Annotated in this window: 9 protein-coding genes and 1 pseudogene; 4 read left to right on the top strand and 6 right to left on the bottom strand. The window is 63.3% G+C overall.

What is annotated here, in order from left to right:
* Positions 1–52: 52 nt before the first annotated feature.
* From APH30_RS08625 to APH30_RS08615, 4 genes and pseudogenes are all read left to right on the top strand, one after another.
* Positions 53–982 (top strand): LysR family transcriptional regulator, encoded by a 930-nt coding sequence (locus APH30_RS08625; RefSeq protein WP_054912246.1) that lies wholly within the window; start codon positions 53–55, stop codon positions 980–982.
* 16 nt (positions 983–998) lie between these two features.
* Positions 999–1,772, top strand: coding sequence for a ParA family protein (locus APH30_RS08620; RefSeq protein ID WP_054912245.1), 774 nt, complete (start codon positions 999–1,001; stop codon positions 1,770–1,772).
* A 13-nt stretch (positions 1,773–1,785) separates the two neighbouring features.
* A pseudogene (locus APH30_RS27710) lies at positions 1,786–1,917 on the top strand (type II toxin-antitoxin system HigB family toxin); the annotation flags it as partial.
* The gene (locus tag APH30_RS08615; RefSeq protein ID WP_054912244.1) at positions 1,907–2,263 is read left to right on the top strand and encodes a type II toxin-antitoxin system HigA family antitoxin; all 357 of its coding nucleotides are present in this window, start codon (positions 1,907–1,909) and stop codon (positions 2,261–2,263) included. The pseudogene APH30_RS27710 and the gene APH30_RS08615, both read left to right, overlap by 11 nt.
* 3 nt (positions 2,264–2,266) lie before the next feature.
* Here the strand turns inward: APH30_RS08615 and trxC are convergent, their stop codons facing one another.
* From trxC to betB, 6 genes are all read right to left on the bottom strand, one after another.
* A complete protein-coding gene (gene trxC / locus APH30_RS08610; protein ID WP_054912243.1) occupies positions 2,267–2,701 on the bottom strand; it encodes a thioredoxin TrxC in 435 nt (144 codons plus the stop codon).
* A gap of 78 nt (positions 2,702–2,779) precedes the next feature.
* Positions 2,780–4,240, bottom strand: a complete 1,461-nt coding sequence (gene selO / locus APH30_RS08605; RefSeq protein ID WP_054912257.1) for a protein adenylyltransferase SelO — start codon at positions 4,238–4,240, stop codon at positions 2,780–2,782.
* Positions 4,241–4,367: 127 nt separating this feature from the next.
* Entirely contained in the window at positions 4,368–7,676 is a 3,309-nt protein-coding gene (gene mscK / locus APH30_RS08600) for a mechanosensitive channel MscK (protein ID WP_054912242.1), read from the bottom strand.
* Positions 7,677–7,711: 35 nt separating this feature from the next.
* Positions 7,712–9,454 carry a potassium/proton antiporter gene (locus APH30_RS08595; RefSeq protein WP_054912241.1) on the bottom strand — a complete coding sequence of 581 codons (1,743 nt, stop codon included), beginning with the start codon at positions 9,452–9,454 and terminating at the stop codon, positions 7,712–7,714.
* A gap of 196 nt (positions 9,455–9,650) precedes the next feature.
* Positions 9,651–11,342 carry a choline dehydrogenase gene (betA, locus tag APH30_RS08590; protein ID WP_054912240.1) on the bottom strand — a complete coding sequence of 564 codons (1,692 nt, stop codon included), beginning with the start codon at positions 11,340–11,342 and terminating at the stop codon, positions 9,651–9,653.
* A gap of 157 nt (positions 11,343–11,499) precedes the next feature.
* A complete protein-coding gene (gene betB, locus APH30_RS08585; RefSeq protein WP_009684988.1) occupies positions 11,500–12,972 on the bottom strand; it encodes a betaine-aldehyde dehydrogenase in 1,473 nt (490 codons plus the stop codon).
* Between the last annotated feature and the right edge of the window lie 6 nt (positions 12,973–12,978).

The following is a 12,978-nucleotide window of genomic DNA, read 5'->3' as shown; positions in this document are numbered from 1 at the left end:
AATATATTGTTCGACCTATTTGAGATGTTTTGCGACTTGTTTGGAGCAACCCATGGAACTGCGCCATCTGCGTTATTTCATTGCCGTGGCAGAAGAGCTGCACTTCGGCCGCGCCGCCCAGCAACTGGGCATTTCGCAACCGCCGCTGAGCCAGCAGATCCAGGCGCTGGAACAGGAGCTGGGGGCGCGCTTGTTCGAGCGCACCAACCGCCGGGTCGAGCTGAGCGAGGCAGGCCGGCTGTTCCTGGGCGAGGCGCGCCAGGTGCTGGCGCAGGTGGAGAAGGCGGCGGATGTGGCGCGGCGTGCACAACTGGGTGAATTGGGCGAGATGAAGATCGGCTTTACCTCCTCGGCCCCGTTCACATCGAAGATCCCCAAGGCCATTCATGCCTTTCGCCAGCGCTTCCCCGCAGTGCACCTGAACCTCAAGGAAATGAGCAGCCGCGATGTTGCCGAAGGGGTGTTCGATGAGTCCATCGAAGTCGGCCTGATGCGGCCAATGCCGCTGCCGGAAGGGTTGCTGGCCACCGAGCTGTTCCGCGAGCCACTGGTGGCGGTGATCAATGCCTCACACCCGCTGGCCGAAGCCAGCGGGCAAGGCGTGCACATGGCGGCGCTGGCCCATGAGCCGTTCGTATTCTTCCCGCGCAGCTATGGCAGCGGCTTGCATGCGCAGTTGCTGAGCCTGGCGCGGCAGGCCGGGTTCAGCCCGCATTTTGCCCAGGAGGCAGGGGAGGCGATGACCATCATCGGCCTGGTGTCGGCGGGGTTGGGGGTGTCGGTGCTGCCGGCCTCGTTCCAGCGCATGCGTATCGAAGGGGTGGTGTACCGCACCTTGCTCGACGAGGGGGCGATGACCGCGGTGTGGCTGGTGCAGCGCGAAGGCGGCGGGTCGGCCATGGCCAAGGCGTTTGCGCAGCTGCTTCAGGCGAATGGCACTGGCCATGGCGGCGACACCGCCACATACTCGGGCATTCGTTGAAACACGGAGGTCAACCATGCGGCGCGTGGTGTTCAATCAGAAAGGTGGCGTGGGCAAGTCGAGCATCGCCTGCAACCTGGCGGCGGTCAGTGCCAATGAAGGCTACCGGACCCTGCTGATCGACCTGGATGCCCAGGCCAACTCGACACAGTACCTCACTGGGCTGACGGGTGAGGATATCCCCATGGGTATCGCCGATTTCTTCAAGCAGAGCCTGTCCAGCGGGCCCTTCAGCAAGAAGAACAAGGTGGATATCTATGAAACCCCGTTCGACAACCTGCATGTGGTGACTGCAACGCCTGAACTGGCCGACCTGCAGCCCAAGCTCGAGGCCAAGCACAAGATCAACAAGCTGCGTAAGCTGCTCGATGAGCTGGACGAGGATTACGAGCGGATCTATATCGACACCCCGCCGGCGCTTAATTTTTATGCGGTTTCGGCGCTGATCGCGGCTGACCGTGTGCTGATTCCCTTCGACTGCGACAGCTTTTCGCGCCAGGCCCTGTATGGCCTGCTGGCCGAAATTGAAGACCTCAAGGAAGACCATAACGAAGACCTCGTAGTCGAAGGCATCGTGGTCAACCAGTTCCAGTCGCGTGCCAGCCTGCCGCAGCAGATGCTCGACGAACTGCTGGCCGAAGGGCTTCCGGTGCTGCCGGTGTACCTTGGCAGCTCGGTGAAGATGCGTGAATCGCACCACGCCAGCCTGCCGCTGATTCATCTGGAGCCCAGGCACAAGCTGACACAGCAGTTTGTCGAGTTGCATGATTTGCTGGAGCGCAGCGAGTAGGTATCTAGCCCGCTTCCTTATTGGGGGTAACAAGTACCGGCTTGTGGTTGAGATGCAATACCGCGCCGGTATCGCCTGGGTGAAGTTCGTCGGTACGCACAAGCGCTATGACGAGATTGACGTGGAGACAATCTGTGAATATTAAGCCGATTCGTAACGAGGACGATCTTCGAGCAGCATTCCAGCGCCTTGAAGCCATTTTTCAGTCTGAAGCGGGCACGCCTGAGGCTGATGAAATGGAAGTGCTTGTGACACTGATCGAAGTGTACGAGAACAGGCACTATCCCATTCACCCCGCCAATCCCATCGAGGCTATCAAGTTTTGTATGGATCAGCAGGGGCTCACGCCAAGAGATCTTGAACCGTACATCGGTCCAAGCGGGCGAGTTTCGGGAGTACTGAGCGGGAAGCGCGGGCTGAGCCTTTCCATGATCAAGCGCCTGCATGATGGCCTTCGCATTCCCTATGAGTCGCTGCTGGCAAGCGCTTGAAAACTAAACCCCCTGGCTGCGCACCCACTCCAACAACGACTGGAGTGGAAACGCCCCGGCCTGACGGCTGACTTCGCGGCCGTTCTTGAACAGCAGCAGGCTGGGGATCGAGCGGATGCCCAGTTGCCCGGCCAGGTTGCGGTTGGCTTCGCTGTCGAGCTTGGCCAGGCGGCAGCGGCCGGACAGTTGGCGGGCGGCTTGTTCGAAGGTGGGGGCGAACGATTTGCACGGGCCGCACCAGTCGGCCCAGACATCCACCAGCAGCGGTAGGTCGCCTTTGATTTGGCTGGCGTAGCTGGCTTCGGTGAGTTCGAAAGGGGCGCTCAGCAGCACCTGCTGTTTGCAGCGGCCGCATTTCGGCGCGTCGCCCAGGCGCTCGGCAGGCAAGCGGTTGAGGCCGTTGCAGTGGGGGCAGGGGATGACCAGTGGTTCGGACATGTTGGTTCCTCGAGGTTATTGGGGCTGCTTGGCAGCCCATCGCGACACAAGGCCGCTCCCACAGGGGTAAAGCGCCAATCAGGAAGAGCAGCTGATTTCCAGGTGCTTGCCCCATTCCGGTGGGCGCTCGGCGTAGGCCTGCATCCCGGGTTGCTCCTCGAAGGGGTTGCTCAGCACCTGGTGCAGCCGCCGCACTTCACTGTAATCCCCCGTTTCAGCTGCCTCGATGGCTTTCTGCGCCAGGTAGTTGCGCAGCACGTACAACGGGTTCACTGCATGCATGCGTTCGCGGCGCCCCTCGGCATTACCGGCTTCACGCTCGCACCGGGCCAGGTAATCGGCGCCCCAGGCATCGAAGCCGGCCAGGTCGATGAAGTCATTGCGAACCACCTTCAACGCTTCGGCCACCGGTTGCTCGCCCAGCCGGCGGAAGAACAGGTTGTAGTCCACACCACCGCGCTGCATGCACTGCAGCAGGCGCTCGACCAGCGCCATGTCGTCATCCTCGGCCGTGGTTAGGCCCAGGCGCCTGCGCATCAGGTCCAGGTAATGGGCCTGGTACAGTGGCAGGAACAGGCTCAACGCCTGCTTCAACGGCTCCACCTCGACCACCGTGGTCAGCGCCTGGGCCAGCGCGCTGAGGTTCCAGTGGGCGATGGGCACCTGGTTGGCGTAGCTGTACCGGCCACGGTCGTCGGAGTGGTTGCAGATGACATTGGCGTCGAAGTCGTCGAGGAAGGCGTACGGGCCGAAGTCGAAGGTAATGCCGAGGATCGACATGTTGTCGGTATTCATGACCCCGTGGCAGAAGCCATAGGCCTGCCAGCGGGCGATCAGGTCGGCATTGCGCTCGACGATGGTGCGGAACATCGCCAGGTAAGGTTGCTCGGCGGTGCCGCACTCGGCGTAGTGCTGTTGCAAGACGTGGTCTAGCAGCACCCGTTGCTGCTCAGGCTGCTTGGTGTAGTAGAAATACTCGAAATGACCGAAGCGTACGTGGCTCTGCGCCACGCGGGTAAGCATGGCCGCGCTTTCACGTGTTTCGCGCCATACCGGGGTGCTCGAGCCGATGACGCACAGCGCGCGGCTAGTGGGAATGTGCAGGGCGTGCAGGGCTTCGGAGGCGAGGAACTCGCGGATCGATGAGCGCAGCACGGCGCGGCCGTCGCCCATGCGCGAGTACGGCGTCTGGCCGGCCCCCTTGAGGTGCAGGTCCCAGTGCTGATTGGCGTCGTTCAGGACCTCGGCCAGCAACAGGCCGCGGCCATCGCCCAGGCGCGGGTTGTACGAGCCGAATTGGTGGCCGGAGTACACCATCGCCCTTGGGTCGGCCTGGTCCCACAGCTTGTGGCCGCTGAACAGTTCGGCGAACAGAGGCAGTTCGGCCTGGGCCGGGTCGAGGTCCAGCAGCGCCATGGCCGACTCGCTCGCCACCACCAGGCGGGGCTCGGCGATGGGCTCGGGCAGCACCTGGGTAGAAAACGCATCGCCCAGGCGGGCGAAGCGGTTGTCGAAAGTGAGTTGGTCGAGGGCTTTCACGGGCTGCTCCTGGAAGTCGGTGCCATTGGGGCCGCTTTGCGGGGCCCAGCTGTGGGGGCTGGCTTGCCGGCGATCGAGGGCCAAGCCCTCGCAGGCATTCTGGGCGTTCATGCCCTATGGCGTCCACTCACACAGGTTGAGTGCCATCGGGTTTGGGCTGCTCCATCGGTATCAGCTGCTGCTTGCCGCCGGCTGCGTCCATCAGGAACACCTCGACCTGGCGTACCGAGATCTTGATGTCGTGCGCCTTGAACTCGCGGCTGATGAAGCGGTTGAGTTCATCCAGCGTCGGGTTGCGGTCACCCAGGTCGCGCACGTGCATGCGCAGTTCGTGGTCCAGCGAGCTTTCGCCGAAGTTGAGGAAGTACACGATCGGTTCCGGGTCCTTGAGCACCCGTGGATTTTCATGCGCGCCCCTGAGCAGCAGCTCGCGCACCAGGTCGAGGTCGGAGCCATAGTCGATGCCCAGCTTCAGCGTGACCCGGGTGACCGTGTCGGTCAGCGACCAGTTGATCAGTTGGCCGGTGATGAAGGTCTTGTTGGGGACGATGATGTCCTTGCGGTCGAAGTCGGTGATGGTGGTGGCGCGGATGCGGATCTTGCTCACCGTGCCCGACAGGTTGCCGATGGTGATGGTGTCGCCGATGCGTACCGGGCGCTCGAACAGGATCATGATGCCGGAAATGAAGTTGGCGAAGATTTCCTGCATGCCGAAGCCCAGGCCCACCGACAGCGCCGCCACCAGCCATTGCAGCTTGTCCCAGCTGACCCCCAGGGTCGACAGGGTGCTGACGATACCCACGCCGACGATGGTGTACGACAACAGGGTGGTGGTGGCGTAGGCGCTGCCTTGGGCAAGGTTCAGGCGTGACAGCACCAGCACCTCCAGCAGGCCTGGCAGGTTGCCGGCCAGGGCGAAGGTAATGCCGACGATCACCAGTGCCCCCAACAGGTCGCCCAGGCTGATGGGCACCATGCTGGCAGCGGCGCCGGTGCCGCTGGTGTATTCGTACAGCACGAAGTTGTTGAGGTAGGCGAACACCGAGAGCAGGTCGGCCCATACCCAGTACAGGCCAGCGATGAAACCGCCCAGCAGGGCCAGGCGGATCAGGCGCAACGATTGCTGGTTGACCTGCTCGATGTCCAGGGTCGGCTCTTCGACGACCACTTCGCCGTCCAGCCCTTCCTTGGCCGCCGCGCGCTTGCTCAGTGCCCGTTGGTAGGCCAGGCGGCGGGCCGCAACCGACAAGCCGCGCACGAAGGCGGCCTCGATCACCAGCCAGAACAGCAGCAGGTAGAGGGTGTAGATCAGCCGGTCGGTGAGTTTCAGGGCGGTGTAGTAGTAGCCGAAGCACACCGCGACGAACAGGGCGATTGGCAGCGCAGTGAACGCCACGCCGACCGCCTTGCGGAACAGCGAAGTGTCACGGTGCGCCGGGCTGCTGAGCAGCAGGCGGCTGAGCAGCCAGGCCATCAGCGCATAGCAGGCCAGCACCACGCCAATACCCAGTACATCGTCGGCCAGCGCCGACGGCTGGTGCTCGGCCACCGCCACTACCCCGACCAGGGCCAGCACCACGGTGCCCAGGCGGCGTACCCAGCCCCGCAGGAACTCGACCTGGGGTTTGTACCAGCGGAAATGCACTTCCGCCACGCCGCCGGGTGCAAGGATGCGGTAGGCGGTATAGAACACCAGCCACGCCTGGGCCAGTTGCCACAGGGCCGCGCCGAGGTTGGCGTTCTGCCCGCGGGCGTCGATTTGCAGGGCGTAGCTGCACAACGCCAGGACAAGGCTGACCGGCATCGCCAGCAGGATATTGATAAGAATCGCCTGTGGCGTATGCCACTGGCTGTCGCGGCGGAAATGGCCAATGTCCTGGTGCACCTTGCCCAGCCGTTGGTACAGGTACTTGCGCCGCCACAACAGAGCGCCGATCACCAGCAACAGCGGCAGGAACAGCAGCGGCCGGTGGCTGAGGCCGTCGGTCAGCTCGCTCAGGCTGGAGGCCCACGGCAGGTTGGCGACCTGGTCGGCCAGCCGTTGCGGCACGGTGCGCAGCCAGTCCCAGTCCAGGGGCTTGTTGCTGGGGATCCAGAACATCTGTTCGTCGAGGGTGGTGCGCAGGCTCTGGGCAGTGCCCAGCAATTGTTTCTGGTTGAGCTGCAGGGTGATCGATTCGTTGAGCAGCGCCGAAAGCTCGCGGTTCAAACGCTCCAGCAGGTCGCTGCGGGTGATCGCCAGCTCCAGCAGGGCCTTGCGCAGCTGCGGGGTTACCTGTTCCTGCGGTTGGGCTGCCAGCAGCTTGTCGACATAGGTCACCGGGCTGCTCATCACCTCGCGCTGCTGGCTGACCTCGAACTGGTACAGGCGGGTGTCGGCGATCTGGTCGGCCAGGTCACGGTCGAGTTTCAGGTGTGGCAGGGTCTGTTTCTGTTTGTAGAGGATCTTGGACAGCAGCAGGCTGCCCTTGAGCACGTTGATCTGCTCGTCCAGCGCCTGGTCGGCCTGGGTCAGGCTGTCCAGTTGCTGCTTGGTGCGCAGGTTCTGCTGGGTCAGCTCATTGAGGCGGTCGGTGCTTTTGAGCAGGTAGTCGGACAGCTTCAGGTTAGCTGCGCTTTCGGTGGCCAGCAGGCTGCTGCCGCCCGCCTTCTGCGCCTCGATCGATTGCTGGGTGACCGTTTCCTGGGACTGGGCCAGGCGCTTGTCGTTGATCAGCGTCTGCAGGTCCTGGATTTCCTGCTCAAGGCGCGCGGCACGCTCGATCAGCAGGTCATGGCGGGCGTTGCCAAGGTCCTGCAGCACGCTGTTGCCGGCCAGTTCCTGGCGGCGCAGCAGGGTCAGCGCGTTGAGCGAAGCCAGTTCTGCGTTCAGCTGGTTGCGCTGGTCGGCATTGATCGACTTGCCACCGTCCTTGCCGGTCTTGAGGATGGTGTTGATCTGCTGGGCGCGGGTCTGGTTGCTGCTGATTTCGGCCTGGGCACGTTCGGGGCGGGTCTGCGAGTTGATGATCAGGCTGTTGGCGTCGGACAGCGACTTCTGCAGCTCGCCCTGCTGGGTGTTGCGCTCGCTGAGCATCTGTTCGAGCTGCTGCACGTTGAGGTTGGCATAGCGCTGGGCAACCGGCTGAACCTTGGTTTGCTTGAGCCGGGCCAGCTCTTTCTGGCTGTCGTCGGTTTCCTTGGGTGCGGCACTGAGTTGCTGCTTGAGAGCGGCCAGCTTTTTCTCGTTGTCGTCCTTGCTGGCCAGCAGGCTCAGGGTCTGTTCCAGTACCTGCTGCAAGGCTTTCTGGTCGGCCTCGGGCAGCTTGCGCTCGGCAATCTTGTCGAGGCTGTTCTGAATGCTGGCAGCCGTTGGCGGCTCTGCTGCGGTGGCCGCGAAGGAAAGGGACAGGCACAGCCCGAGCAGGGCTGTGCGAAGGTATGCGCGCAGGGACATAGGCAGACTACTTGTGGATCCGGCAGAAACGAAGTTTAGAGGAACAATCCTGGTCCGGGTCGCGTTCCTTCGGGGAATCTGACGCCCACTTTCTGGATCTTGTTCCCGACCATGGTCGCCACGGTCCAGATCGTGCCGTGCCATTCCACCTGGTCACCTACTACTGGAGCGCCTCCGACCTTCTGTCGGATGAACTGCGCCAGCGGCATTTTCGCGTCCAGGCCATCGAGTTTCAGGCCATACAGTGCGGCCACCGCACCCAGTTCGGCATCGCCCTCGAGAACGAAGTCGCCGAAGAAGCGCAGGTCCAGGCCACGCTGCGGCGCCTGGCTGAACAGTTTGCCCAGCGCCGGCAGGTTGTGTTCGTGGCCGATCACGCAGAGCATGTCGTCGACCTCCAGCACGGTGCTGCCAGAGGGGTGCAGCAACTGCTCGCCGCGGAACAGGGCGGCGATGCGTGTGCCTTCTGGCATCTTCAGCTCGCGCAGGGCGGCGCCGATGCACCACTTCTCCTTGCCCAGGCGGTAGACGAACATTTCCCACTCGCTGGTGATGTGCACCTCCAGCGCAGAGCGGGAGATGGGCGCCGGATCCGGTGGTACCGTCACCTTCAGCAGCTTGGCCATCCACGGCAGGCTGGTGCCTTGCACCAGCAGCGACACCAGCACGATGAAGAAAGCCAGGTTGAAGAACAGCTGGGCGTCCGGCAGGCCGGCCATCAGCGGGAACACCGCGAGAATGATCGGCACCGCGCCGCGCAGGCCAACCCACGAGATGAAGCCTTTTTCGCGGCCGTGGAAGGCCTTGAACGGCAGCAATGCCGCCACCACCGACAGAGGCCGCGCCACCAGGATCATCCACAACGCCAGGCCCAGTGCCGGCAGGGCAATGGGCAGCAGGTCGTGCGGTGTCACCAGCAGCCCCAGTACCAGGAACATGCCGATCTGCGCCAGCCAGGCCATGCCGTCGAGCATGTGCAGGATGCCATGGCGGCTGCGGATCGGCTTGTTGCCCAGCACCAGGCCGCACAGGTACACGGCCAGGAAGCCGCTGCCGTGGAGGGCGTTTGTCAGCGAGAACACCACCAGGCCACCGGCCACCACCAGAATGGGGTAGAGGCCACCGGCCAGGTTGATCCGGTTGACCAGTTGCAGCATCAGCCAGCCGCCGCCCAGGCCCAGCAACCCGCCGATGCCGAACTCGCGCAGCAGGTGGGTGAGCAGGCTCCAGTGCAGGCCGGTCTGGCCGCTGGCAATCATGTCGATCAGCGTAACTGTCAGGAAGACCGCCATCGGGTCGTTGCTGCCCGACTCGATCTCCAGGGTGGCGGTAACCCGTTCGTTCAGGCCCTTGCCGCCCAGCAGCGAAAACACCGCTGCGGCGTCGGTGGAGCCGACGATGGCGCCGATCAGCAAGCCCTGGATCAGGCTCAGGTTGAACAGCCAGGCAGCAACAAGGCCGGTCAGGGCTGTGGTGATCATGACCCCGACCGTGGCCAGCGACAGTGCCGGCCATAGCGCTACGCGAAAGCTCGCCACCCGTGTGCGCAGGCCGCCGTCGAGCAGGATCACCGCCAGGGCGAGGTTGCCCACCAGGTAGGCGGTTGGGTAGTTGTTGAAGATGATGCCGCCACCATCGACACCGGCGACCATGCCCACGGCGAGAATGATGACCAGAATAGGGATGCCCAGGCGCGACGACAGCGAACTGACCAGAATACTCGCGCCCACCAGTAATGCGCCGATCAGGAACAGGCTGTTGATGGTGCTGGCATCCAAAGGCAGGTACTCCGGGATAACGCTGGAAAGGGGAATGACTGGCAAGTCGCGTGCCAATCGATTCTAACCTGATGAATTGGCAGCATGTAAAGCGTTTCTGCAGATGTGCAAAAGGCACCGCGGTGGGTGCCTTTTGTCATGTTGCCGGTGCTCAACCTGTGGCAGGCGGCTTGCCGGCGATGCGGCCGGTGCAGGCTTACGCCTGCTTCACTTCACGCATCGGCTTGCCTTTGACCGGGGCATCACCAGCCACGTAGTACTCGGCGGTGCTGCGTGGCAACGGCTTGCGACCACGGATCTTGTCCGAGATTTTCTCGGCAATCATGATCGTGGTGGCGTTGAGGTTGCCGGTGATGATCAACGGCATGATCGAGGCATCCACTACGCGCAGGCCCTGCATGCCGTGCACACGGCCTTCGCCATCGACCACCGCCATGTCGTCGGTGCCCATCTTGCACGAGCAGGACGGGTGGAAGGCGGTTTCGGCGTGCTCGCGGATGAACTTGTCCAGCTCTTCATCGGTTTGCACATGCGCGCCGGGGCTGATTTCGCGGCCACGGTACGGGTCCAGTGCCGGCTGGGCCATGATTTCGCGGGTCAGGCGGATGCCGTCACGGAATTCCTGCCAGTCCTGCTCGGAGGACATGTAGTTGAACAGGATGCTCGGGTGCTGGCGCGGGTCTTTCGACTTGGCCTGGATGCGGCCGCGGGACGGGGAGCGCATCGAACCCATGTGCGCCTGGAAGCCATGCTCCTTCACGCCATTGGAACCGTTGTAATTGATCGCCACCGGGAGGAAGTGGTACTGGATGTTCGGCCACTTGAATTCAGGGCGGCTGCGAATGAAACCGCCAGCCTCGAACTGGTTGCTGGCGCCAATGCCGGTGCCGTTGAACAGCCACTCGGCACCAATGGCCGGCTGGTTCCACCATAGCAGCGACGGGTACAGCGACACCGGCTGGGTGCAGGCGTACTGCAGGTAAAGCTCCAGGTGGTCCTGCAGGTTTTCACCCACGCCCGGCAGGTCGTGCACCACCGGAATGTCGAGGCTTTCCAGCAGGGCACGCGGGCCGACGCCGGAGCGCTGCAGCAGCTGCGGCGAAGCGATGGCGCCGGAGCTGACGATCACTTCCTTGCGGGCACGGGCTTCTACGCGCTCTTCGCTGTCGCCCACCAGGTAGGTGACGCCAACCGCGCGCTTGCCTTCGAACAGCACACGGTCGCTGAGGGCGTGGGTCACGATGGTCAGGTTCGGGCGTTTCTTGGCCTGGTCCAGGTAGCCACGGGCGGTGCTGGAGCGGCGGCCGTTCTTGGTCACCGAACGGTCCATCGGGCCAAAGCCTTCCTGCTGGTAGCCGTTGAGGTCTTCGGTACGCGGGTAACCGGCCTGTACACCGGCTTCGACCATTGCGTTGAACAGCGGGTTGTTGCCGGCTTTGGGCGTGGCGACGCTGAGCGGGCCGTCACCGCCGTGGTAGTCGTTGGGGCCGATGTCGCGGGTTTCGGCCTTGCGGAAGTACGGCAGGCAGTCGAGGTAGGTCCAGTCTTCCAGGCCTGGCAGTTCTGCCCAGCCGTCGAAGTCCATGGCGTTGCCGCGGATGTAGCACATGCCGTTGATCAGCGACGAACCACCCAGGCCCTTGCCGCGGCCACACTCCATGCGGCGGCCGTCCATGAACGGCTCCGGGTCGGTCTCGTAGGCCCAGTTGTAGCGGCGGCCTTGCAGCGGGAAGGCCAGGGCTGCTGGCATCTGGGTGCGGAAGTCGAAGCGGTAGTCGGGGCCGCCGGCTTCCAGCAGCAGTACGGTGACGCCGGCATCTTCGGTCAGGCGGGTGGCCAGTGTGTTACCGGCGGAGCCGGCACCGACGATGATGTAATCGTATTCCATGGCATTTCTCCGAAATGCAGCGGCAAGCTTCTAGCTACAAGCTGCAAGAAAAAGCAGTTGGGCGAAGCTTGCGAATGGATGGTATCTGCAAGGGCCGGCGGTCTGACGCCGACCGGCTCTTTCTTGCAGCTTGAAGCTTGCGGCTTGCAACTGTCGGTCAGAAGACCGAGTTGTAGCCGCCCAGTTCGACCTGAACCGACTTGATACGGGTGTATTGGGCCAGCGAGCTGACGCCGTTTTCACGGCCTACGCCCGACTGCTTGTAGCCACCGACCGGCATCTCGGCCGGCGATTCACCCCAGGCGTTGATCCAGCAGATACCGGCTTCGAGCTTGTGGATGATGCGGTGGGCGCGGGTGATGTCGTTGGTGCAGACACCGGCGGCCAGGCCGTAGTCGGTGTCGTTGGCGCGGCGGATCACTTCTTCCTCGGTTTCATAGGTGAGGATGCTCATCACCGGGCCGAAGATCTCTTCCTTGACGATGGTCATGTCGTCGCTGCAGTCGGTGAACACGGTCGGGGCCACGAAGGCGCCTTTGGCGAACTCACCGGTGGTCAGACGCTCGCCGCCGCACAGCAGGCGGGCACCTTCCTCTTTGCCCTTGGCGATGTAGCCCAGCACGCTTTCCATGTGCTGGAAGCTGACCAGCGGGCCGAAGTTGGTGTTTTCGTCTTCCGGGTTGCCGACGCGGATGCGCGCAACGCGCTCGGCGATCTTGGCTTCGAAGGCAGCCTTCATTTCAGCCGGGATGAACACGCGGGTACCGTTGGTGCATACCTGGCCCGAGCTGTAGAAGTTGGCCATCATGGCGATGTCGGCGGCCTTGTCCAGGTCGGCATCGGCGCAGATGATCAGCGGCGACTTGCCGCCCAGTTCCATGGTGACTTCCTTGAGCGACGAGCTCGAGGCGCTGGCCATGACCTTCTTGCCGGTGGTGGTGCCGCCGGTGAAGGAGACCTTTTCGATGCGGGGGTGCTCGGTCAGCCAGGTACCGACTTCACGGCCGCTGCCGGTCAGCACGTTGAACACGCCATTCGGCAGGCCGGCTTCGGTGTAGATCTCGGCCAGTTTGAGGGTGGTCAGCGACGTGACTTCCGATGGCTTGAAGATCATCGCGTTACCAGCGGCCAGGGCCGGGGCGGATTTCCACAGGGCGATCTGGATCGGGTAGTTCCAGGCACCGATACCTACGGTCACGCCCAGCGGCTCGCGGCGGGTGTAGACGAAGGACGATTCACGCAGCGGGATCTGCTCGCCCTCGATGGCCGGTACCAGGCCTGCGTAGTACTCCAGCACATCGGCGCCGGTGACGATGTCGACGTAGCGGGTTTCCGAGTACGACTTGCCGGTGTCCAGGGTTTCCAGCATGGCCAGCTCGTCGTTGCGCTCACGCAGGATGTCGACGGCGCGGCGCAGGATGCGCGAGCGCTGCATGGCGGTCATCGCAGCCCAGACTTTCTGGCCACGCTCGGCGCTTTCGACGGCTTTCTCGACGTCAGCCTCGGTCGCACGCTGCACGTGGGCAAGGACTTCGCCGGTAGCCGGGTTGATGGCTTCGAAAGTGGCATCGCTGCCAGCGTCGACGTAAGCGCCATCAATGTAGAGTTTTTGCGTTCCGAAACGGGCCATAGTGTC

Source organism: Pseudomonas sp. NBRC 111127 (assembly GCF_001320345.1).
In the GTDB taxonomy this organism is placed as follows: Bacteria; Pseudomonadota; Gammaproteobacteria; order Pseudomonadales; family Pseudomonadaceae; genus Aquipseudomonas; species Aquipseudomonas juntendi.
Note: the sequence above shows the minus strand (reverse complement) of the source record. Positions and strands in the feature narration are given on the sequence as shown.

Coding starts and splice junctions, on each gene's coding strand:
- mscK (WP_054912242.1), bottom strand. CDS start 7,676: ATGTCCCTGCGCGCATACCTTCGCACAGCCCTGCTCGGGCTGTGCCTG.
- betB (WP_009684988.1), bottom strand. CDS start 12,972: ATGGCCCGTTTCGGAACGCAAAAACTCTACATTGATGGCGCTTACGTC.
- betA (WP_054912240.1), bottom strand. CDS start 11,342: ATGGAATACGATTACATCATCGTCGGTGCCGGCTCCGCCGGTAACACA.
- APH30_RS08625 (WP_054912246.1), top strand. CDS start 53: ATGGAACTGCGCCATCTGCGTTATTTCATTGCCGTGGCAGAAGAGCTG.
- APH30_RS08620 (WP_054912245.1), top strand. CDS start 999: ATGCGGCGCGTGGTGTTCAATCAGAAAGGTGGCGTGGGCAAGTCGAGC.
- trxC (WP_054912243.1), bottom strand. CDS start 2,701: ATGTCCGAACCACTGGTCATCCCCTGCCCCCACTGCAACGGCCTCAAC.